The sequence below is a fragment of the Asticcacaulis endophyticus genome (assembly GCF_014652575.1).
GTDB lineage: Bacteria > Pseudomonadota > Alphaproteobacteria > Caulobacterales > Caulobacteraceae > Asticcacaulis > Asticcacaulis endophyticus.
This window is the reverse complement of the sequence record NZ_BMZB01000002.1, coordinates 205,182-227,442: the sequence shown is the minus strand read 5'-3', so window position 1 is coordinate 227,442 and position 22,261 is coordinate 205,182. Positions and strand designations below refer to the sequence as shown.

Genomic DNA, 22,261 nt, shown 5'->3' with positions numbered 1-22,261 from the left:
AGGTCATGCCCCCCCACATTCACGGTCGTACATTCGGTTTGGAGATTACTTATTAAGCTTGAGACCGCAGGGGACTGAAAACCGCTCAATTGACGCCCATCCCCCTCTGGTCTTTTCGGGCATGAACTTAGCCTATAAATTGGCAACAAAAAAGGCGGCAAATAATATGCCGCCTTTGCTGTAACTATTGGGACAGGTCGCCGTTTTTTGGCGGTTTTTTACCCGGCGTCCACAATTCCGGGGTTGCCGGTTTCAGGTCTTTGCGCGTTTTGCGGCCCTTAGCGTCCTTGGTTAGCGAGAACGCATCATAAAGCTCACCATTGGCAGTGAACGCCTTATAGTTCAGGGACTTACCCTCAACGGTCAGCACCTGAAACAATTGGGTCTGTGAGGCCTTGCGGTCGGCCCACGCAAGATCCGAGACGGCATACATCTTAGGCCCCGCGACCGAGACCACATAGACCGTGGCATCATCCTTTGGGTGTTGCTTTGACCGCGCCGTAGGTGCCGCCCCGCGGGCATAGCCGTGGTCATGGCCTTGCAGCAGCAGATCAACTTTGTATTTATCGATCAGCGGTTTAAGCGCCTCACGCACGCGCGGATTATCGCGGTCAGGCTCAGACGAATAGAGTGGAAAATGCAGGCTGATAACCGTCCAGGTGTTGGGATTATTGGCCAGAATCTTATCCAGCCACGCAACCTGGGCGGCCCGCTCAGCTTCATCGCCATGCAGCAGCGGCGCATCGACCGAGATCACTCGCACGCCCTGATAATCGACGTAGAATGCCGTTTCTTTCAGCTTGTCACGGCCTTCCGGCCCATTTTCGGGCAAGGTATATTGCGCCCGCCACTGAGGCGACAACCGTGCCCCAGAGTCATCAATCGGGCGGCCATATTCGTGATTGCCCGGCGTCATGATCGACGGGGTTTGCGCATGGATAAACCCACCGGCCGAGAACCATTCGCCCCATTCCCGGTCGCTGGCGTGGCGGTTGATCAGGTCACCGGCGTGCAGCATAAATGACGCCTTGCCGTCTTCGCGCAAGGCTTCGCGCAATACCCGCGACCAGTGCTCTTTGACATTGTTCTGGGCATCCCCCAGATAGATGAAGGTGAACTTATCGCCAGGCGCACCCGCCGTCGAAAACTGAAACCATTCCGACCAGTTCGTGCCATCACCGACACGGTAGACATAGCGGGTGGCCGGTTTCAGTCCCGTCAGCACCACCGAATTATAGGTCGCCTGAAAACCTGCCTGCTCCTGCACATCGAGGGTCAGGGCCTCGGTCTTTGCAGCCACTTCGGTAGTGCGGGCCACAAAATTCGGGCCGGGTTCCGATATTGCAAACTGCACCTTACCCGGAGCCGATCCGGCGGCTGAGCGCCAGGTGATGGCCATCTCATGCTGTGGATCGCCGGTGAGATTGAGGATAATCCGTTCCGGTTCAACCGTCGCCGCCGCCAGAGGGGGCGCAGGCGCAGGCACGGTTTGCGCCGTTGCCAGCACGCTGATGGCCAGCCCCGCCGCCGTCAGCAGGGCCCGCACGGCCAGATATTTCGCAGATGAGGTCATGAAGCTGCCTTTAAAAAGCAAAAGGCGGAGTCTCCGGTTGGCCGGAAACTCCGCAAGTTTAGGGGATAAGGGAATTAATAGACGTAGCTGAAGCTCAGATTGATCGTGCGTCCGTTTTTGATGAACGCGCGGCTGGAGGCTTCGGTCGGGCCGTAGGAAATCCAGTAGGTATGTTCATCGAACATGTTCTGAACATCGAGGCTGACGGTGGCCTTTTGGGTCAGGGCCTTACGCACCTTCATGTCAACAAAGGTATAGTCCTGCTCATAGGGATTGTTGCCGAAATCCTGAATGCCGTTGAGCATTTCAGACTGGTGATTGACGGCGATATAGCCTTCCCAGCCATGCTTTTCGTAGAACAGTTCAAGGTTTAAGACCCGCTCCGGCGTCTCCATCAGCGGCAAGGTATAGCCATCCGGGTGCCAGCTCAGGCCGGTAACCGCTTCTGAGGTCTGGAAAGTGCCGTTGAAGCCGATACCAAAGCCATCCAGCGGTGACGGCAGCCAGTGGAAAATCTGACGGGCGCTGACTTCCATGCCCTCGACGGTCGCCTTCTTGCCGTTGTTCGGCATGGAGATGACCACGCCGTTCGGGTCTTCGTTTTCACCGGTCGTACCGTTGCGGATATTGGAGGATGACGAACGGAACAGGAAGTTCTCGATGTCCTTATAATATACCGCGACCGAATAGGCGCCGGTCTTGCCGTTATACCACTCCAGCGACAGGTCGTAATTGATCGCTTCCATCGGCTTCAGGTCAGGGTTACCCTTGGCGATCGACACCAGTTCCCAGTCCGCTGTCGGGTTTTCATCACCATCACCATCGGGATCGACATTATAGCCATATTCGTTGGCCGAACTCATGCGGGCGATGTCCGGACGGGCAAAGCTGGTCCAGATAGCGCCGCGCAGGAACAGATCCGGGCGGAATTTATAGGTGGCGTGGATCGACGGCAGGACGTTGGTGAAATCACTTTGGGTCAGGTTATATTCGTTGCCGATCTTAGGGTCCATGGTCCAGGCGCGGACCGTGTTTTCCGTTTTTTCGATACGGGCCCCGGCGATGACCTGAAGCTTGCCGAACTCGGCTTCGCCCATCGCATAAAGGGCCGTCACCTGCTCCTCAAAGCCAAAGCTGTCTTCATCAGAGATGGTGGCAGCATCGGGGGTTAAGGCCTCACCGTCAAAGAACGTGCTGGTGCCGGCCGTCGCGCGCGCCAATTCCGCCAGCATCTTATCGTTATCCAGCACGATGCCGAGGCGGTAATCCCCGCTATATTCCCCGTCAAACAAGCTATTGACCGGATCGCCGTAGAACGGTGCAAAATCGGCCAGAGTGCCGTCCATATCAAGGTTCAGGAATGAGCCTTCGAACTTGGTACGGTCGGACTTATAATACTTGGCACCGGCCTTGAAGTTACGCAGCCAGTCATGGTTGAACTCATAGTTGAGGTTAAACTGGGCCTGCTTCAGGTCTTCCCTGACCGATGACACCCCGGCTTCGAGACCGGAAAAGGCATAGTTCGCCGGATCATGAACGGCCTTCAGGCCCGCATCGTTCAGCACCCACTTCGGGTAACGGCTGTCGCCGGAGCTATCGACGCCCACGCCTTCATTGCCCAGCCAGCGATACTTGTTTGAACGGAATTCCAGTTCGTAGTCGCCGTCGGATTCATCTTCGGATTTTGATACCGACAGATCATAATCGACCGTCAACTGACCGAAGCGGCTCTTACCGCCAAAGTTCAGCGACGATAAAAGCCCGGTCGAATAGCTGCCTTCCCAGAACCTGCGCAGACGAAAGCCCTGCGGGTCCCACACACCGGATGCGCCATTCAGCGAATACAGCGAGTTGGCATTTGCAGTGCTGGTCATGTCCTGATCAGTGATAACGCCATCACCGACCATCGTCTCTTTACCATCAATGATGACTTTAACCGTCGGGCGGTCGATGATCTGCGCCGTGGTGTAGCCATAGATATTGCCACGGCTATCGCTGCCGATAATCATCTGATCGGGGGATTTCAGAGTCGTATCGCCAAGATTGACCTGCGTCAGGCGACGCGAGAATTGGCCCGTGTCGTTACGAAAGTTCAGACGCGTCGAGAACTCTTTTTCGTTATATTCGTTATAGGTCCCGCGCAGGTGGAACTCATGGTCATCACCGCGCCAGTCGAGCGAACCGTTAAGGCCTTTGCGCTCAACTTCGGTTTCGCCGGTGGCGATTTGCATGCCGCGGAACACGAAGTCGTTCAAATCGACATCCAGTGTCTCAGAGTTGGAATACCAGGTGCGCGGCTGACTGTCGCCGTCACCGCCGTTTTCCTCAAACTGCGTATTGCGCTTGGAATAGGACGCCGTCACGAACACGCCCAGACGATCCGAGAATTTACGCGCAAAGGAAATCGCTGCCTTGGATGAGGTCGGATTATCGAACTTATCCATCACCCCGCCCTGAACCGACAGGCCGATATGGGTGTCTTTCTTGAAGCTGAACGCGGTCGGGGTGTCGATTTCGACCGTGCCGCCCAGGGCATCGCCGTCCATGTTCGGCATGATGGTCTTATGAACCGTAATGCCAGAAATGCCTTCCGGCGGCAGGAAGCTTAGGCGCACACCACGGTAAAACTGAGCGTCGCGCGAGCCAGCGCCCGACATTTTCACGCCGTTCATGGTGTAGTTGTTAAGTTCAGTCGACAGGCCGCGCACGGTGATGCGGTCGCCTTCGCCGGTGCGGCTGTCGCGCACAGCATTGACGCCGGGCACTTTGGCCAAGGCTTCAGCGACGTTGGCGACCGGCAGATTGCCCATGTCGTCGGCGCTGACGCGGTCGGAGATGTTCTTGTTCTTGCGCTTGTTATCGAGGGATTCGCGCATAGCGGCGGCATAACCGCGCACAACGACGGTTTCGATCTCAGCATCCGCGACCGGTGCCGCAGTGGCCGTCCCAGAGGTCGCCGCCGTTACAACAGGCACGGCCCGTACCACAACTGAGCCGCCAGAGATATCGGCGCTCAGGCCGGTGCCCTTAAGAAGCTGCGTCAGGGCATCACGCGCCGTCAGCGATCCCGACACGCCTGCCGAGCGTTTCCCGCGCACCAGATCGGGATCGACCATGACCTGAAGGCCGGTGGCCTTTGAATAGTCTTTCAAAGCTGCCGACAGGTCTTTGGACGCAATTTTGAAGGATTGGGTGGCGGTAACCTGGGTCTGGGCCTGAACCATCAGCGGCGCGGCCATCCCCCCAGCCATAAGCGCCAGCACGGACAGTCCCTGCACAAGTCTGAATTTCGTCGTCACGTTTAAATCTCCGGTAAACGCGGCCCCCATCGGCCTCGCATGAGGGGAGATGCGCGCGGGTCCCGGCTCCCGACAAAATTTATTATGAATGTTTTATGAATGAAATCAGACACATTTTCTCACCCACCCTTTATTTCGTCAGTACCGTGACGGTTTTTCCCTGCCTGACCTCAATGCCGTAGACCTGCTTCAGCCCGCTTAACACCAGCGCCGGATCAGAGACCTTGAAACGTCCGGACACGGTTTTTGCCGCAAGGTCCGGATCAGCTATCCTGACCGGCGTTTTGGCAAAGCGATTAACCTCGGCAATCAATCGCCCCAGTTCAATATCCTCGGCCTCAAACCAGCCCTCGCGCCAGTCCGGTATGGCCTGCGCATCAAACATCGACCGCGCGATCCGGCCATTCTGACTGATCGCCTTTTGCCCCAAAGTCAGATCCACGGACCGCTCACCCGCCGCCACCTGCACCTTACCGCGATAGACCGAAACCTCGGTGGTTACGGCATCCAGAAGATCGATATTAAAGGCCGTACCGACCACCTTGACCTCAGCCTCGCCCGCCGCCACATGGAAGGCGCGGCTTTCGTCATGGGCGACATCGAACCAGGCTTCACCGCGCGTCAGATTGACCTGACGACGACGGCCTTCGTAACGCACCGTCAGTGCTGAATTGCCGCTGAGGGCGATGCGTGTGCCATCGGGCAAGGCCACATCCTGAATGTCGCCCGGCCCGGTCATCAGGCTGGCGCTATAGGTCGGCTGCGGCTTAAAGGACGGCAACATTACCGATCTCGTATTCACGCCCACAAACCCCAGCACCAGACAGGCGGCCAGCGCCCCACCAACTACCACGCTTATAAATTGGCGCGAGGCCCCCTGACGTCGCTTAAACGTCAGGGCGTCCTCAACCGGGGCGGCCTGCCAGCTTGCGCACATATCCGCATAGGCCTGCGCATGATCGGGATGGGCCTTGATCCATAGTTCAAACTGACGCTCGGTATGGGCCGGCACCGTCTCCGCCATCATGGCCACAACCCACGCCGCAGCCTCATCTTCAACCGACAAAAGGCTTGGCTCGTTCACAACCTTGATCATGACGCCCACCCTTCTTCTATATCGTTATCTGGTTTTATAGTTTTGTCGGGCGTTTCAACCTCTCGCCATTTGCGGCGCGCGGCATGCAGATCGACCAGCGCCCGCGTAATATGTTTTTCGATCGCCTTGGGGTTAAGATTGAGGGCCCGGCCGATATCTTCGCAGCTTTGGCCATCAAGGCGCCTTCGCATAAACACATCGCGCCTGAGCGGCGGCATCTTATTCAGCGCCTCCAGCATGGCCCGCGTTTCAGCGCGATCCTCGGTGATCCGGTCCGGCAAGGGGCGCGCGCAAGCCATACCGTCAATTTCACTAATGTCCGAAATGGGTTTAAGCCGCCGGTAATGACCCTTGATCAGGTTATCCGCGATACGAAACGCCAAAGCGTGAAGGCTGATAACAATATGATTTTGCTGATATTCAATGGCGTTCAGCACAGCTTGCTGCGCAATATCGTCGGCCAGATCAGGCTGGCGGGTCCGGCTTAGGGCATAGCGGCGCACAATCAGGCGGATGGCCGCCCATTCATCGTCATGCCGCTGAGGCTCCACGCCGCGTCTCCAGCCAATACTCACACCGCCTCGCTTTAGCCGCCTTTTGTGACAGACTCATGAGATGATGCGCAAGGTAGCCAAAACCCGACATTTAATAATACCGCCCCGTGGCGACAAAGCGCTCCCAGCGCAACTTAGACACCGTATCCAGTGTTTTGGGCCACGATATCCGGCCCGGCGTGAGGTCTGAGGCCCGCACTGTCACCGGTGCCCATACCGATTGACCGCCTTCGTCGCGCAGGTCAAAGGTCACTGTTGGATCGGACAGGGTTAAATCAAAATCGACCACGCCAAAATTGACATCCTTGGGGTAAGCCTGCCGGACGCGCAGAATGGGCCGATAATCCAAAAACAGATCTTCGGTGTCCTGCGCCAGAGGTGAGCTTACAAATTCATAAAGGTCATAACCGCCCTTATCTGACCACGGCAGGCAGTTCATCTCACCAAAATGGGTATCGCCGGACAGCAGGATCACGCCGGTGATAGCCTCTTTCATGATCAGGCTAAACAGGCGGTCACGTTCATGGGTAAATGAGGCCCACGAATCCGCCCCCACCACCTTGGCGTCGCTCCAGCCAGACCCCGAAACCAGCACCTTGAACGGCGCTTTTGAGGCGCGCAGCCCCGCCATCAGCCAGTCGAACTGCGCCTTACCCAGCATGGTTTTCCGCGGCGTGTCCGGGTCCATATTGGGGTCGCGGTTATAGCGTACATCCAGAAAGAAAAAATCGACGCCGCCCTGACTATGCTTAAAAAACGTGCCCGGCACGCCGGATAAGCCCGCCACCGGATTTGGCCAGTACTGCTTAAATACCCGCAGCGCCCCCTCCTTGTGCGGATGTCTGCGGTCATGGTCGTTCAGGCCGTAATCATGATCATCCCAGATCGCCAGTTGCGGCACTGACGCCATGAACGGCCGGATTTCAGGCAGATCGCGCTGACGGCGGTATTCTTCGGCCACCACCGCCGGATCGGGACTGTCAGCATAGACCGCATCACCGGCCCAGATAAACAGATCCGGCTGCGCCTGTTCAACCGCCTTCCAGATCGGTTGCACCGGATAGCGCGCCCGTCTGGCACATGAGCCAAAAGCCATCCTAAACCGGCTGGGGCCCACTGAGGCGGCCCGCAAACGATGCGGCTCAAACCCCACCTCATCGGGGTTGGGTTTGCCATTGATCAGCACACGGTAAGCATAGGTCTCACCGGGCGTGAGGCCGCTCAGCCTGTGCACCTGCGTAAAGTCATCGCTCGCAGCCGCCGTCAGGGCCGGTGTGGTCGTTGCCAACGAAAAACGCGGGTCTTTGTCGTACTGAATGGATACGGCATAGGCCCCGCTGGCGCGCGTCCAGACCGTAGCTTCCGTACTGGCGCACCACCCCAGCACAGGCCCCTGCATCAGACGCGGTATTCCGTCCCAATGCACATTGGACTGCGCCAGGGCCTTGAAGGGCGAGGCGGCAAAAAGCCCGCTCGCAATAACGGTACGGCGATCCACAGACATGAGCCTCTCCTGAAAACAGCGATGGCGCCCTCTCCATCAGGAGAGGACGCCGTTACGCAACGCTTACTATACTAAGTTTAGAAACTGTAACGCAGCCCCAGGCCATAGGTCGCCGGCGCGCCCACCAGACGCGACGCACCGTTCATTTCGGGGAAATAGACCTCATCCGTGACGTTCTTACCATAGGCATAGACCGACCATGCGGCGGGCGAAGCCAGATCAATATGGATATTGGTCAGGGTATAGGCTTCAGCCGTATTATTCGGCAGGGCGTTCAGGCGATTAGACTCTTCGCCGTGATGCGCGACCGTCAGACGCGAGGTCAGATCCCAGCCACCGCTGAAAGCCACCCGGTGCGTCAGGCTGAGGTTAGCCGTAACATCCGGCGCGCCCGGCAAGGGATCGCCCAAGGTCGCCGTCACATCTGCCGCACGACGGGAGATGTATTCGGTGATTTCCGACTCCAGGAAGGCGGCCGACAGGTCGACATCCAGCTTTTGGGTCTCGCCGTTAAACAGACGCGCCCCAACCGCCAGATCGATACCCGACGTTTCCGCCTTACCGACGTTGGTACGGCCATTGGTGTCGTTGGCCAGACGGGTCGTCGCCTGAAGGTTCTTGAATTTATAACCAAAGACATCTGCCGACGCCCGGAAGCGGCCCTTATACCAGCGCGCCCCGGCTTCATAGGCGGTGACGGTTTCTGAATCAAACGGCAGGGTTTCTTCCAGCGTCATGATCGAGGTGCCGTCAAATCCGCCGCCGCGATAGCCGGTAGAGGCCGACGCGAAGATATTCAGATTATCGCTGATGAAATATTGCGCCGTCAGGCGGCCCGACAGATTGTCGTCCTCAAAATTCTGGTCCCAGCTAAAACCGCTGACCGTGGCAAAGGTCGTGTTGTAGATCGAGATGCCCCATGGATTATGGTCGATGTTCTGGCCTTTGTAATCGACCGTGTCGCGGGTATAGCGCAGGCCCGCCGACAGACGCAGCTTATCGGTGACATTGTAATCGCCCTGACCGAAAAGAGCGAAGGAGTTACGGCGCTGCTCGTGATTGTTGTCGTAGACTGAGCGCACGGTAAAGCTGGTCCAGGTCGAGTCGAAATCAGCCGAGTCGCTTAGGTAAAACGCCCCCAAAATCCAGTCGAACTTGCCGCCGTTATCGTCACTCAGGCGCATTTCCAGCGAAGCCTGCGACAAGGTTTCGTCAAAGGCGTACTCATAACCGGGATAGGGTGAGCCGTCGCCATTGCCGCCGTCGGTGCGATCGGTCGATTGAACACCGCCCACAACCGTCAGGTTGAGGTTGTCCTTCAGGCGGTGCGTCAGCGTGCCCGACAGGCCGCGGATATCATAGGCATGGGTAAAGTATTTCTGCGAATAGAAGCTGTAGGGGTCAGCATTCTCACCGGCGTTGAACTGGGTATTGTCCTGAGTGCGGGCCAGACGGTCATATTGGCGGCTGTCGCCCCGGTCGCGGCTGGCAAAGGTTTTAAGTGTCAGATTGGTCTCAGGCGCGAAATCAAACGAAAAGGTGGCGCGGGCGGCCACCAGATCCTTATCGCCAAAGCCTTCGCGCTTACCCGGATCGGTGACCGCAGGCACCTGGGTTTGCACCACGCCGCTAATGCTGGGGCGAAAACCGGCCAGGGTGCCCGCCCCTTCGCCGTCCATGAAGCCGCCGCCGTTCTCAGCCATGACCGCCAGACGCACGCCGAAGTTTTCGCTGACCTTGCCGCCAAATGCGGTTTCAAAGCGGGTATAGTCATAATTGCCGGCGCGAACATCGGCGTAGCCCTCAAAGCTTTCCGATGGGCCTTTGGTCAGGGCGTTAATGACGCCTGCGGTCGTGTTACGGCCATAGAGCGTGCCTTGTGGGCCTTTCAGAACCTCGATGCGGTCAAGGTCAAATAACGGCATGCCGACATAGGCGTTCGAGGTCTGATAGATGCCATCAACATGCAAAGCCACCGAAGGCGAGCCATTGGGCTTATAGTCGTCCGCCCCGCCGATGCCGCGGATGCTCAAAAGGCCATAGCCGGTGCCACCGGTCGAATAGTTGATGGAGACACCCGGCACTTCGTCGACCAGACCGTCCGCGCCGTTGATGCCGCGCTCACGAATTTCACTGGCATTCATGGCGACCACAGCCGCCGGAACTCTGGCGATGGCGGATGAGCGCTTTAACGCGGTGACGACGACCAGTTCCGGCTCGTCTTCGGCAATGGCCGTGGCCCCCAGTGAGAAGGTGCGGCCATCGGCGCTGATGCTCTTGATGCCCACCCCAGTGCCGTTAAGCAGGGCGTTCAGGGCCTTATCGGCCGGCAAGGTACCACTGACCCGGTTAGCGCGCTTACCGCGCACCATATCCGGTGTAAACAGAACCTGCACATTGGCGACGCGGGCGAATTCGATGAGGGCCTGATCAAGGGGCTGATCCTGAATGGCAAAGGCCACCGGGCTTTGCGCCTGCGCCATCGACATAGGCGCCACCATACAGGCGGCAGCCGCGCAGAACGTCATGAGAAACGGCTTGAAACGGTTAGAAGTCATCGTGGTCTTTCCTGATACAGGGCAATCAACCCGGCCCATCTTCAGGAACGCACCCGATTAACCAATCCACACTACGTCGCAAAAAATTCACATTCTCAGGATGTGTAATTAGCCTTTACGAATGGCCCAGCGATGTGGGCCGTTGGCTTCAACCCTAAGCCCCAGAACGGTTTCGAGCGCTGCGGGAAAATCCTCAACGCCGTCGTAACGAAATGAGCCCGATAACCTAAGCGATCCCAAATCCGGATCTTCGACCACAAACTGATCGGAGGAATAGCGGTTGAAATCGGCAACCACTTCGGACAAGGGTTGATCACGAAACACTAGCCGACCCAGACGCCATTCCGTTTCTGTGCGGACATCCGTAACACTGACCCGCGATGTTTTCTCACCTGCGTCGTAAAGCTTCTGGCCTGACCAGAGATGGTGCGCGCCGCCGTCGGAGGACGTGACCTTAGCCCCCCCGCCAACCATGACGACATGGGCGCGCCCGTCCTCCAGCGTGACCTGAAACTGACAGCCTGAGCCTTCGACGGTGCAGTTTCCGGCTTTGAACGATAACGGTTCTCCCTTACGGACGGCCGTAATGAACGCCTGACCCGACAAAAGACTTATTTCGCGCTTACCGCCCATGAACGCGACACGCGCTTCACTCAATGGGGCCAGCGTCAGTTCAGAACCGTCCGGCAGTTGGGTGGTCAGTCTCTCTCCGGCGGCCGTGACATAGGCCGCCTGCGCCCCACCGGGCGTCAGGGCAGTCCACCCCATACCAAGCACAAGGGCGGCAGCCATACCGCCGCCGGCCATTTTAAACAGACCGCGCCGCCCCATTGGCGACGTCTCACGCAACGCCCGCGCCCGCCGCGCCAGAACTTCCGGCGACAGCGACAGCGCTGACAGTTGCGCCCAGCGGGTCTCGCACTGACGCAACTGAGCCTCATGGTCAGGATTTTGTGCCAGCCACGCCCGAAATTCGGCGTCGTCCTGCGGTGACACCGGGTGGCCTGAATGCAGGCGGACGAACCATTCGTCAGCGGTTTTAGGTATATCCATAACGCCCTGTGATTAGTCGATTTGCTTGAGGGCGTCCATCGCCCTGACCATGTGTTTTTCGACGGCGCTGATCGAGATCCCAAGCCGTTTGGCGATCTGAGCATAGCTCATATCCTCAAACCGGCGCAGGATACAATGGTTTGCGCGCGGGCAGGTAAGGTATCCAGGGCCGCCAGCATCCGGTTCAGGCGTTGGCGCGACTCAAGGCTTTGCTCGGCTGATGGCGCGTCGGCAGCAATGTCGAGATCGCTGACATCATCGTGGCGATCCTTAGATCGCGCCGTATCACGCCGCACCTTATCGCGGATCAGGTTCGAGGCGGTTTCAAACACATAACCGTCGAGATTTTGCAGACTGAACAGATCCTTGCGGCGTAGCAGACGCAAAAACAACTCCTGAACCAGTTCCTCGGCATCCGCCTGCGAGCCTGTGCGGCGCATAAAGAACTGCATCAGCGGTGTGCGCAGACGGCGGGACAAGGCATCAAAGCTGCCGCCTCCGTAAGCCATCGTCATTGCACAGGTATCCGCCATGCGGCGGGCTTAGCAAAATTTTGTGACAGTTCTGCGTGAGGTGCCTAATCCGCGCCGTTCAGGAATGCCGCCAGATTGTGCGGCAGGGCGTCACAAATATAGCCGCCTTCCTGAATGATCGCCATCGGAAGGGCGGCTGAGGCGATCAGCGCCCCCGCACGTTCAAAGCCTGATGTTGTGACCTTAAGCACGCCGATCGGGTCGTGCTCAGAGGCATCAAGCCCCAGCGACACCACAAGCGCCGTGCCCCCGTAGGCGTGGATCGCCTCAAGCCCGTGCGCAATGGCCGCCAGCCAAGGCTCATCGCCCAGACCATGATCGAGGGCCAGATTGATATTGAACCCCTCACCCGCACCGGTTCCCGTTTCTGTCTCATAGCCGGAATAGAACGGGAAATAGGCTGAAGTTTCGGCATGAATGGAGACCGTCAGCACATCGTCACGGCCATAAAATATGCCTTGGGTGCCGTTGCCGTGGTGGACATCGATGTCGAGCACGGCGACCTTTGCGCCTGCATCGCGCAGTCTCTGGGCGGCGATGGCGGCATTGTTAAGGTAACAAAACCCGCTGCCGTAGCCGCCGTAGGCATGATGCCCCGGCGGTCGGCACAGGGCGTAGGCCTTACCGGCTTTAAGCGCATAATCGGCGGCATCCACTGCGGCATGGGCCGAGCCTGCAATGGCCGACCACGTATCGTCACGGATTGAGGTTGAGGTATCCCCCAGATAAAACCCAAGCTGGCCCTGCAATCCGGTAGGGCGGGCATTCATGCCGACCCGCGGAAACTGAGTGGCGACAAGCTGATCGGTGATGCCCGCCAGTTCCTGACGCCGCCCCCACGCCGTCATCAGGAACTCGACATAGTCAGGGCTATGCACCGCCGTGATCGGGGCCGTACCGTGATCGGTCGCATCAATGATCTCATGGCCTGTTATGGCCTTAAGCAAAATGCGATAACGCTCAGACGTTTCCGGATGATCGCGCAGATTGCCATGCCGGAAAAAGCTTTGCGGGTTCTGGCCTGTACTTGCGGGCGAATGGATGCAGATCATGAACAAAAACCCTGAAATTAAAGCGCCTGATATTAGTAACGCGCCTTTTTGCCACAGAAAACCACGACCTTATGCGGTGGCCCGTTTGCGTTAATAATTGGCCCCACATGCTGAGTCAGGTTCATAGGGCCGTCATACAGTCGTCACACACGCACTTAAGACGCGCTCGCATTTGTGGAGAGTCTAAGGCGGTATCTACCGGCGGGCCACCCCCGACGGCGTTTCATGTTAGGGGATTAATCATGAAAAAACTGAGTGACTTAAAAACATATCTGCTCGCCGGCGCGTCTTTGGCTACCGCCGCTTTCATCGTGCCTGTCGCCGCGACGGCCCAAGAGACCACCGCTGCCGAAGAGACCGTCGAAGTGATCGTCACCGCCTCCAAGCGCTCCGAGCGCGTGCGGGCCGTGTCAGGTTCGGTCAGCGCGGTAGGCTCTGATGAACTCAAAGCCCTCGGCGCCCAGAGCCTTGAGGACTATATCGGCCGCGTGCCGGGTGTGACGTTTAACAAATACCTGCCGGGCGTCTCCCACGTCACTCTGCGCGGTATTGCCACCACCTCCGGCAACGCACAGGGGCAAGGCACCACCGGTTATTTCCTCAATGACGTGCCGTTGACCGAGCCCGGCTGGACCATCGCTGTACCCGATATCGACACCTTTGATGTCAACCGCGTCGAAGTGCTGCGCGGCCCGCAAGGCTCGCTGTTTGGCGCGGCCTCCTTGGGCGGTGCGGTCAACTATATCGTCAATACCGCCAACACCAGCGGCTATGACGCCGCCATTGAGGCCACGCTTTCGCAGACCGAAAACGCCGAACTCAGCCCCGGCCTTAAGGCCATGACCAATATTCCGATCATCGACGATAAGCTGGCCATCCGCATCGTCGGCAATTACGATAAGCAATCGGGCTATCTCGACAATATTGGCTTAGGTAAAGACGGTTCCAACGACATCACCACGTCGGGAGGACGGGTCTCATTGACCTTTACGCCGACCGCCGACACGACCGTCACCTGGCTCAGCCTGTTCCAGACCATTGATGCCGAGGATTCGTCCTATCAGATCCCGGCGCTGGGCGATCTTAAGCGCTCCACCGCCATAGACGAGCCCGTCAATACCGACATTCAGATCCACAGCCTTCGCGTTGATCATGATCTGGGCTGGGCGACCTTTACGGGGCTGGCCTCCTACCAAAAAAAGGCGCAGGACTGGCAGTTCGATTTCGACGGCCTGCGCGCGATCTATAATGCTGATCTGGGCCTCAACCTGACCAATCCGCTCTATATCCAAAGCGGTGGCCGCTCGGAGGGTCGCTCCATTGAAACCCGCCTGGCCTCTGCGCCCAGCGATACGTTTGAATGGCTGATCGGGGCCAGCTATTTCCGTTCTGACAAAGACCTTTATGAGCAACTGGGCTCGGTTGGTGCGGCTGCGCAGTTTGACGCCTCGCCGCTGTTCGGGCCGGGGGCAGGTGCCGTCATCGCGCCTAATGACGACATCTTCAACGCCTTCTATAGTCGCGTCGAAGGCTCCGAGACCGCTCTGTTCGGGGAAGCCAACTACTACTTCGCCCCGAAATGGAAACTGACCTTCGGTGGCCGTCTGTTCAAGACGACCGTATCCGATACACCGACCTCGGCTGGCTTTGGCGTTTATGGCGCGCCTGCGTCCACGCCGGTGACGTCGAAAACCACCGAAGAAGGCTTCTCGCCCAAGGCATCGTTGACCTATAAGCCATCCGACGACCTGATGGTTTACGGTCTGGTCTCCAAGGGCTTCCGGTTTGGCACGCCCAATACGGCGGGCTTAAGCGCCTTCCCGATCCCGTCGGGTTCGACGTCGGACGAACTGGTCAACTATGAACTGGGTATGCGCACGAACTGGCTGGGCAATAAGCTGCTGGTCGATGCGACCCTGTTCTATGTGGACTGGCAGGATATCCAGCTTCGCCTGCAAACGCCGGACTTCTTCAACTATGCGGCCAATGGCGGTTCGGCCAAGTCGCAAGGGGTGGAAACCTCGATCACCTTCCGGCCGACCGAAAACCTCGATCTGTCGACCGCCATCACCTACACGGATGCGGTCCTGACCGAAGACCTGTTCATCCTGTGGTCAGGTACGGCGCCCAAGGGCTCGCGTCTGGCCGGGTCGTCGGAATGGACGGTCGCCAACACCGCCACCTATCGTTTTGGTGGCAGCTATAACCCGGTGCTGATGCTGACCCATCAGTTTGTGTCCGAAGGCTATAGCGACATGAACTCGTCCATTCCGGGGGCGACGCCAAACCTTCAGGGCGACTATAACCTGATCAATGCCCGTCTGCGCGCCACCTTGGGTAAGACCACGGTTGCGGTCTTTGCCAACAACATCTCGGATGAGCGCGGCGTTACCCGCACCGTCGCCGAAATCAACGGTATCGGCGAAGGCATCGTGCGTCCGCGCATGGTTGGCGTCTCGCTGTCGTGGGCGTACTGATTTAGTTAGATAGCGTAACAAGGATAACCGACATGAACCGGCGACAGTTTTTAGTATCAGCCTCTGCCGCCGCGTTCATGTCGGGTCTGCCTGTGTTCGCGGCTCAGGCGGGGGCACTTAACCCGCCCCTGCCCGCGATACGGCCAAAACGGATCGAGCAGCTTGGGCGGGTGCGTATCGACAACTACGCCTGGCTGCGCGACCCCAATTACAGCGCCTTCCTGAAAGGTGAGCGGCCGCTCGACCCTGAGATCGAAGCCCATCTGAACGCCGAAAACGCCTATGCCGATCAGGTGATGATCGCGGCTCAGGCGTGGGAAGGCACCTTTGCCGTCAATATGATGGCCATGACGGCGGCGTCAGACCCGATCCCGTCCGCGCCCAAAGGCGGATTTATCTATTACACCTATATCCGCCCCGGCGAAGACCATCTGGTGCATGCCCGCAAACCCGCAGGCGGCGGCGATGAGCAGGTGCTGCTTGATGAACAGGCACGGTCACGCGGCCAAAGCTATTACCGCGTCATTGAGGCGCAAGTCTCACCCGACCATAGCCTGTTTGTCTGGGCCGAAGACCTGAAAGGTTCCGACAGGCACCGCATCTGTGTCCATGACCTCAAAACCGGAGACATCCGGTCATGGGAAGACGGCTATGGCTGGTCGGGATTGACCATATCGTCGGACTCGCAATGGGTATTCTGGATATGGCGCGATCAATATGGCCGCCCCGCCAAGGTCTACCGCGCCAATGCCCGCGGGCCGGTCGCGCAAGCCCTGATTTACGAAGAAAAAGATCCGGCCCTGTTCGTCTCGATCGGGCGGATGGCGTCAGATGCCTATAACTTCATTCATATTTCAGGCCCCGATGTCGATGAATGGAGGCTGATCCCGGCGGATGCGCCGACCGCCCAGCCGCAACTGATGCAGGCGCGCACGGTTGGTCTGCATTACGAAGTGTGCGACTGGAACGGCAGGCTGGTCATTACAACCGATGCTGACGGTGCGGTCGATGGCAAGCTGATGACCGCCCTGCCGGGTCAATCGGCCACCGACTGGCAGCCGCTGCGGCCCTATGCGCCAGGCACCCATATCCTCAGCGTTACGCCGTTTAAGGATCATATGGTGATCCGTCAGCGCCGCGACGGCAAGCTGGAGATCGTGGTGGTCGCTAAGGACGGTCAAACCGCGAATGTCGCGTTTGACGAACCGGCCTATGATGTGACGGTGGCCGAAGGGCAGGTGTTTGACGGCCACATTTTGCGCCTGATCTATCAATCGCCACGCACCCCCCCGCAACATATTGATTACGACATGGCGACTGGCACCCAGACCGTTGTGGTGCGCCAGACCATCGCCAATTTCGATCCCGCCAACTATGAGGTGCGCCGCCTGATGGCCCCCGCCCCCGATGGCGAGACCGTGCCGCTGACCGTGCTGATGCCGACAGGCACCAAACTTAACGGTCAGTCGCCCCTGCTGATCTACGGCTACGGCGCCTACGGGCTGTCATCGGAGGCGGAGTTTTCGATCCCCGCCCTCGCCCTGGTCAACGAGGGCTTTATCTATGCCATCGCCCATGTCCGCGGTGGTTCCGAAAAAGGCCGCAACTGGTTCCTGAACGGACGGCGCTTCAAAAAGGCCAACAGCTTTACCGATTTCAATGCCTGCGCCGACTATCTGATCAAACACAAATATACCCGCAAACGTAAGATCGTGGCCTATGGTCTGTCGGCGGGCGGTCTTTTGGTCGGCGGGGCCATGAACCTGCGACCTGATCTTTATGCCGGGGTGATCGCGCAGGTGCCGTTTGTTGATATGCTCAACACCATGTCCGACGACACCCACCCGCTGGTGCCCGCCTTCCGGCCGGACTGGGGCGATCCGCTGGCTGATCCGGTCGCCTATGACTATATCGCCTCGATCTCGCCCTATGAGAATGTCCGCAAAGCCGCCTATCCGATGGTGCTGGCCACCGCCGGCGTGCGTGATGACCGCGTCAGCTATTGGGAAGCCGCCAAGTGGGTCGCTAATCTGCGCGTCCACACGACCTCGGATAAACCCATCCTGTTCAAGATCAACATGACCGCCGGTCACCAAAGCGCGTCGGGCCTGTCGGATATCTATGCCCAGATGGCAACCTTCTGGGCCTTCGCGCAACTGAGTGTGTATGACGCATGATGGACCCGAAACCGTCTAAATACGCGCCGCACAGTGATGCGGATATTGTCAGCCTGATCGAAGCTCACCCGTTCGCCTGGATCGTGTCGGCGGGCAGCGGGTTTGGCGCCACGCCGTTACCCTTACGTCCGCGTTGTGACACTGACGGTAAGCTGATCGCCTTTGCGGGCCACTTTGCGCGTTCAAATGCGCAGGTCGAACGGCTCAAATCGCACCCGCGCGCCCTGATCCTGTTTATGGGCCCGCACGCCTATATGTCGCCGTCATGGATGGCCGACCGCACGCAGGCTCCGACCTGGAATTACATGTCGGCGGCATTTGAATGTGACCTGAGCTTTATTGAGGATGCCGACGAGATCGAAGCCGATCTTAATGACCTGATTGCCGCGATGGAAACTGACCGGTCCAATGGCTGGTCGATGGCGGAGATGGGTGAGCGCGCTCACCGGCTGGCGCGCGGCATCATCGGCTTTCGCGCCGATATCGTTTCCCAAAACGCCGCCTTCAAGCTGGGGCAGGATGAGCGCGACGATGTATTCACGGATATTCTGAACGGTTTAGCACAGGAAGGAGAGCACGGCCTGACTCAGCACATGCGCACCTACAATACCGACCGCGCCTAGCTTCTGGGTTGCCCTTTGGGGTCGAAATATTGGCTGGGCGAGGCACCGAACGCGCGCTGGAACATGGCGGTAAAGGCTGACGGGCTGTTGTAGCCGACATCATAGGCAACCGAAGTGACCGACTTGCCCTGCGACAGCATGGAGATGGCTTCGGCCAATCTGACCTGCTGGCGCCACTCGGAAAAGCTGACGCCGGTTTCACGGCGAAAGGCACGGGTAAAGGTACGGCGGCCCATGCAGGCGATATCGGCCCAGTGATCGAGGTCATCTTCGCTTGAGGGATCGTCCATGATCGCCCGGCAGATGCGCACCAGACGCGGATCGGACGGCATGGGCACATTGAGCGCCGACACCGGATGTTCAACCGCCTCGGCAATCTCATCCAGGATCAGTTCCATGATCCGCGCATCGCGTCCGGTCAGGGCATATTCGATCGGCAGGTGGCTGGCTTCGATAATCAGTTCCCTGAGCAACGGGGAAATCTTCAGGCTCTGGCACCGGGTCGGCAAACGCGGATCGGTTTCAGAGGCGACATAAAGGGTTTTTAAGGACACATGGCCACGACAATGGGCTTCGTGACGCACACCGGCCGGCATCCACACCCCGCGCTGGGGCGGGATGGTGAAGCTGACCGCATCGGTGATCACCGTCATCACGCCTTCGGTGGCGTACAAAAGCTGGGCGCGTTCATGGGCGTGGGGCGGATCGACGAAGCCCGTCGGATATTCGTCGATCAGCACCGCAATCGGGCGATTGACGTGCTGATAATCTTCGCCGTGGGTGCTGCGCGATGCCTTAAGAACCATATGGCCCAAATTAGACGATTTTCGCGCTATTTTCTATAGCGCGCCAGACACAGTTGATTAGAAATATACCTTCAGTTCACGGAAAGCAGACACTATGACGGCGCAGACATTGACCTTGGCAGGGACCGATTTAGACCCGGATATTGCGCGCTTCATCGCCATCACCTCTGAGGCCTACCGCAGCCATCCGCCGTTTGAGACCCTGTCACCCACCGAGATCCGCGCCGTGGCCGAAGCGGTGCGCGAACCGTGGGTGAAGGGCGGCCCGGTCATGGTGCGCACCGAAGAACATAGTGTGCCGACGCCGTATGGTGAGGTGAGGGTACGGTTGCATGATCCCCTGCCGCCCTCAGACACCCCAAAGCCGGTTTTGATCTATGTCCACGGTGGCGGCTGGATGCTGTTTTCCATTGATACCCATGACCGGCTGATGCGCGAATATGCCGCCCGCGGCGGTTTTGTGGTCATCGGCGTGGACTACAGCCACGCCCCGGCCGCCCGTTTTCCGGTGGCTCTGAACGAAGTCTTGGCCACTATTCATTGGGTGCGCGACCATGCCAAAGCCTTGGGCGTCGATGCGGATCGTATCGCTATCGGCGGGGATTCGGTCGGCGGCAATATGTCGGTGGCGGCGGCTTTGAGCCTGCGCGATAGCGGTGAAGGCAATCTCCTCAAAGGTCTGGTGCTCAATTACGGTGCCTTTGATGACACCTGCGCCCCGGAGGATGTCGAACGCTACGGCGGCGACGGCTATATGCTGACCGCCGAAGAAATGGTCGTGTTCTGGGACAATTACCTTAACAGCGACACTGAGCGCCAAAACCCGTTCGTCGTGCCGATGCGCGGCGATATGGCCGGTCTGCCGCCGGCTTTTTTCGCGGTGGCCCAGTGCGATGTCCTGCGTGGACAGAGCCTGAAACTGGCCGAAAAAATGCAGGCCGCCGGGGGCGATACCCACACCATCATCTACCCCGGCGCGTCCCATAGTTTCCTTGAGGCCGTCTCCATCGCCCCTTTGGCGGCGCAAGCTCTGGAAGACGGGTCGCAGTGGCTTCGTAAGATTTTTGCCCTTTGATCGCTTAATTTACGGCTGTAAGTCGATCGAAGCCCGGATCGCGAAGATCTTAGCCGACTTCGGAATGCCCTTTTTGTACTGGAAAGCCACAAATCAAAATCGATCACATATGAAATTGACAGATCACAAAACGCATGTTACCGCTAACAAAACGTCGGCATCGATCATCGCAACATGACACCGGTGTCGCCAAAAAAGCATAAGATCCGATCAGGATCACTTCGGGAAGACACCAGTCCGGCCGGCTAACGGCGGACCTTGACGGGGAGATGAGATTTATGACGCAGGTTTGTGTTTCAATCGATTGGTTTGGGTGAGCCCCGGCCATGCGGGTCTCTACGGAGCGTGCCCTGTGGTTATCGCGACATGTCCTGCCGCATGAACCGGCCCTGCGCGGCTGGCTGAGCGGGCGTAAGATTGCCGGGCTGGAAATCGACGACATCGTGCAGGAAACCTATGCCCGTCTGATCACGGTCGAGTCGGTGACGGCCATCACCAATGTGCGCAATTACATGTTCCAGACGGCCTATTCCGTCATGGTCAGCCACATCCGCCGCGCCAAGGTCGTGCCGTTTCAGGCGGTCAGCGATCTGGATTATTTCGAAGCCGCCGCCCTTGAATTTTCCCCCGAAGATCAGGTCGCCGATCGTGACGAACTGCGCCGTCTGGCAGGCGTCATCGCCACCCTGCCCGGCAAGATCCGTGAGGTCTTTATCCTGCGCCGGGTCCATGGCCTGTCGCAGCGCGATGTCGCCAAAACGCTGGGTTTATCCGAAAGCACGGTTGAGAAACACATGAGCCGCAGCATTTACATGCTCATGAAAATGATTTCACATGGCGGAAATGACAGTGCCCGTGCGTCAAGGGCATGGGGTAGTAAGTTGAACAAAGATCAGGCCCGGCGTGAGCGCAAACGAGACAGCTAAGGATATCGACAGAACGGCGGCCGATTGGGTCGCGCGGCTGGATCGGGGTGCCTTATCACCGCAGGAGGATCGTGCGCTTGAGACGTGGCTGGGGGGCGATCCCCGCCGCGTGGGGGCGTTTGCGCGTGCCCAGGCCATCTCAATGTCGTCCGAACGCGCTCAGGCGCTGGGAACCGGCTTTGACGCCGCCAAATTTGCCCCGCCCCCGGCCGTTTCGCGCCGTCAGGTGATGTGGGGCGGCGGGCTGGCGGCGGGTTTGGCCGCGGCTGGTATTGGGGCCGTTGCCCTGAATCACGGTCAGATTTTTGAAACCCGCCGCGGTGAGATGAAGGTCATTCCCTTGTCTGATGGTTCGGTCATCAGTCTGAACACCGCGTCAAAGGTCAAGGTCAGTTTCAGTGCCGCCCAGCGCCTTGTGCACCTGATCGATGGCGAAGCCCTGTTCGATGTCGCCAGGGACGCCGCCCGTCCGTTTATCGTCAAGGCCGGTGACGCCACCATCCGCGCCATTGGCACCAGCTTTACCGTGCAAAATCTTGCGGCCACCCCGCTGTTGGTCATGGTGCGCGAAGGCGTGGTCGAACTCAGCGACCGCCAGTCCGGCACTTTACGGCTGACCGCCAATACCCTGGCCCGCGCCGAGGCCCTGACCCTGACCACCGCCCCCCTGCCCGCCGATAAGGTTGAGCGGGCACTGGCCTGGCGCGAGGGGCGCATCGCGTTTGAAGGCCAGACATTAAGCGAGGCCATATCGACCTTCGCCCGCTATAGCGACACCCGCATTGTGATTGATGATCCGGCGCTGGCACGCGAAGAAATCACCGGCCTGTTCCAATCGACTGACCCGGTGGGCTTTGCGCAAGCCGTGGCTTTAAGCTTTGGCCTCACGGCTGAGGTTAGCGAAAATCAGGTGCGCCTCAGCCGCAAATCCTGACCGGATAAGGCCCTGCGCAAC

Annotated in this window: 17 protein-coding genes; 6 read left to right on the top strand and 11 right to left on the bottom strand. The window is 58.7% G+C overall.

The window, feature by feature from the left end; genetic code table 11:
- Window positions 1–184: 184 nt before the first annotated feature.
- The 10 genes from IE102_RS09455 to IE102_RS09415 all read right to left on the bottom strand — a co-directional run bounded on the left by IE102_RS09455 (window position 185) and on the right by IE102_RS09415 (window position 13,222).
- On the bottom strand, window positions 185–1,573 hold the full coding sequence (locus IE102_RS09455; protein ID WP_189486256.1) for a purple acid phosphatase family protein: 1,389 nt from the start codon (window positions 1,571–1,573) through the stop codon (window positions 185–187).
- Between the two features lie 74 nt (window positions 1,574–1,647).
- Window positions 1,648–4,872 (bottom strand): TonB-dependent receptor, encoded by a 3,225-nt coding sequence (locus IE102_RS09450; protein ID WP_229807672.1) that lies wholly within the window; start codon window positions 4,870–4,872, stop codon window positions 1,648–1,650.
- A 130-nt stretch (window positions 4,873–5,002) separates the two neighbouring features.
- Window positions 5,003–5,968 (bottom strand): FecR family protein, encoded by a 966-nt coding sequence (locus tag IE102_RS09445; RefSeq protein ID WP_189486255.1) that lies wholly within the window; start codon window positions 5,966–5,968, stop codon window positions 5,003–5,005.
- Window positions 5,965–6,543 (bottom strand): RNA polymerase sigma factor, encoded by a 579-nt coding sequence (locus tag IE102_RS09440; RefSeq protein WP_189486254.1) that lies wholly within the window; start codon window positions 6,541–6,543, stop codon window positions 5,965–5,967. The genes IE102_RS09445 and IE102_RS09440 overlap by 4 nt, the downstream gene beginning before the upstream one ends.
- A 70-nt stretch (window positions 6,544–6,613) precedes the next feature.
- Window positions 6,614–8,026, bottom strand: coding sequence for an alkaline phosphatase D family protein (locus IE102_RS09435; RefSeq protein WP_189486253.1), 1,413 nt, complete (start codon window positions 8,024–8,026; stop codon window positions 6,614–6,616).
- A gap of 77 nt (window positions 8,027–8,103) precedes the next feature.
- On the bottom strand, window positions 8,104–10,584 hold the full coding sequence (locus tag IE102_RS09430; protein WP_189486252.1) for a TonB-dependent receptor: 2,481 nt from the start codon (window positions 10,582–10,584) through the stop codon (window positions 8,104–8,106).
- A gap of 108 nt (window positions 10,585–10,692) precedes the next feature.
- Window positions 10,693–11,637 carry a FecR family protein gene (locus IE102_RS09425; protein ID WP_189486251.1) on the bottom strand — a complete coding sequence of 315 codons (945 nt, stop codon included), beginning with the start codon at window positions 11,635–11,637 and terminating at the stop codon, window positions 10,693–10,695.
- 12 nt (window positions 11,638–11,649) lie between these two features.
- A complete protein-coding gene (locus tag IE102_RS17870; protein ID WP_229807671.1) occupies window positions 11,650–11,748 on the bottom strand; it encodes a sigma factor-like helix-turn-helix DNA-binding protein in 99 nt (32 codons plus the stop codon).
- Window positions 11,745–12,170, bottom strand: coding sequence for an RNA polymerase sigma factor (locus tag IE102_RS09420; RefSeq protein WP_229807670.1), 426 nt, complete (start codon window positions 12,168–12,170; stop codon window positions 11,745–11,747). Before IE102_RS09420 ends, IE102_RS17870 begins: the two co-directional genes overlap by 4 nt.
- Before the next feature lie 44 nt (window positions 12,171–12,214).
- Complete coding sequence (locus IE102_RS09415) at window positions 12,215–13,222, bottom strand: histone deacetylase family protein (protein WP_189486250.1); 1,008 nt, start codon at window positions 13,220–13,222, stop codon at window positions 12,215–12,217.
- A 242-nt stretch (window positions 13,223–13,464) separates the two neighbouring features.
- On the opposite strand from IE102_RS09415, the gene IE102_RS09410 reads away from it, so the two are divergent.
- From IE102_RS09410 to IE102_RS09400, 3 genes are read left to right on the top strand one after another with little or no spacing between them, the layout of a single operon-like run.
- On the top strand, window positions 13,465–15,699 hold the full coding sequence (locus IE102_RS09410; RefSeq protein ID WP_189486249.1) for a TonB-dependent receptor: 2,235 nt from the start codon (window positions 13,465–13,467) through the stop codon (window positions 15,697–15,699).
- A 32-nt stretch (window positions 15,700–15,731) separates the two neighbouring features.
- Window positions 15,732–17,876 (top strand): S9 family peptidase, encoded by a 2,145-nt coding sequence (locus IE102_RS09405; RefSeq protein ID WP_189486248.1) that lies wholly within the window; start codon window positions 15,732–15,734, stop codon window positions 17,874–17,876.
- A complete protein-coding gene (locus IE102_RS09400) occupies window positions 17,873–18,499 on the top strand; it encodes an FMN-binding negative transcriptional regulator (RefSeq protein WP_189486247.1) in 627 nt (208 codons plus the stop codon). Before IE102_RS09405 ends, IE102_RS09400 begins: the two co-directional genes overlap by 4 nt.
- Here the strand turns inward: IE102_RS09400 and IE102_RS09395 are convergent.
- Window positions 18,496–19,305: an AraC family transcriptional regulator gene (locus IE102_RS09395; RefSeq protein ID WP_189486544.1), complete on the bottom strand. Its 810-nt coding sequence runs from the start codon at window positions 19,303–19,305 to the stop codon at window positions 18,496–18,498. The two genes, IE102_RS09400 and IE102_RS09395, sit on opposite strands and share 4 nt — an antisense overlap.
- Window positions 19,306–19,399: 94 nt before the next feature.
- Here IE102_RS09395 and IE102_RS09390 point away from each other — a divergent pair, with 94 nt between their 5' ends.
- From IE102_RS09390 to IE102_RS09380, 3 genes are all read left to right on the top strand, one after another.
- Entirely contained in the window at window positions 19,400–20,380 is a 981-nt protein-coding gene (locus IE102_RS09390; protein WP_189486246.1) for an alpha/beta hydrolase fold domain-containing protein, read from the top strand.
- Between the two features lie 326 nt (window positions 20,381–20,706).
- Window positions 20,707–21,306, top strand: a complete 600-nt coding sequence (locus IE102_RS09385; RefSeq protein ID WP_189486245.1) for an RNA polymerase sigma factor — start codon at window positions 20,707–20,709, stop codon at window positions 21,304–21,306.
- Window positions 21,284–22,240, top strand: coding sequence for a FecR family protein (locus IE102_RS09380; RefSeq protein WP_189486244.1), 957 nt, complete (start codon window positions 21,284–21,286; stop codon window positions 22,238–22,240). The genes IE102_RS09385 and IE102_RS09380 overlap by 23 nt, the downstream gene beginning before the upstream one ends.
- Window positions 22,241–22,261 lie beyond the last annotated feature (21 nt).

Excerpts from the sequence above, each read along its gene's own strand:
- IE102_RS09395 (WP_189486544.1), bottom strand. The coding sequence starts at position 19,305 with ATGGTTCTTAAGGCATCGCGCAGCACCCACGGCGAAGATTATCAGCAC.
- IE102_RS09420 (WP_229807670.1), bottom strand. The coding sequence starts at position 12,170 with ATGGCGGATACCTGTGCAATGACGATGGCTTACGGAGGCGGCAGCTTT.
- IE102_RS09435 (WP_189486253.1), bottom strand. The coding sequence starts at position 8,026 with ATGTCTGTGGATCGCCGTACCGTTATTGCGAGCGGGCTTTTTGCCGCC.
- IE102_RS17870 (WP_229807671.1), bottom strand. The coding sequence starts at position 11,748 with ATGAGCTATGCTCAGATCGCCAAACGGCTTGGGATCTCGATCAGCGCC.
- IE102_RS09405 (WP_189486248.1), top strand. The coding sequence starts at position 15,732 with ATGAACCGGCGACAGTTTTTAGTATCAGCCTCTGCCGCCGCGTTCATG.
- IE102_RS09425 (WP_189486251.1), bottom strand. The coding sequence starts at position 11,637 with ATGGATATACCTAAAACCGCTGACGAATGGTTCGTCCGCCTGCATTCA.
- IE102_RS09410 (WP_189486249.1), top strand. The coding sequence starts at position 13,465 with ATGAAAAAACTGAGTGACTTAAAAACATATCTGCTCGCCGGCGCGTCT.
- IE102_RS09430 (WP_189486252.1), bottom strand. The coding sequence starts at position 10,584 with ATGACTTCTAACCGTTTCAAGCCGTTTCTCATGACGTTCTGCGCGGCT.
- IE102_RS09385 (WP_189486245.1), top strand. The coding sequence starts at position 20,707 with ATGCGGGTCTCTACGGAGCGTGCCCTGTGGTTATCGCGACATGTCCTG.
- IE102_RS09455 (WP_189486256.1), bottom strand. The coding sequence starts at position 1,573 with ATGACCTCATCTGCGAAATATCTGGCCGTGCGGGCCCTGCTGACGGCG.
- IE102_RS09400 (WP_189486247.1), top strand. The coding sequence starts at position 17,873 with ATGATGGACCCGAAACCGTCTAAATACGCGCCGCACAGTGATGCGGAT.
- IE102_RS09390 (WP_189486246.1), top strand. The coding sequence starts at position 19,400 with ATGACGGCGCAGACATTGACCTTGGCAGGGACCGATTTAGACCCGGAT.
- IE102_RS09415 (WP_189486250.1), bottom strand. The coding sequence starts at position 13,222 with ATGATCTGCATCCATTCGCCCGCAAGTACAGGCCAGAACCCGCAAAGC.
- IE102_RS09445 (WP_189486255.1), bottom strand. The coding sequence starts at position 5,968 with ATGATCAAGGTTGTGAACGAGCCAAGCCTTTTGTCGGTTGAAGATGAG.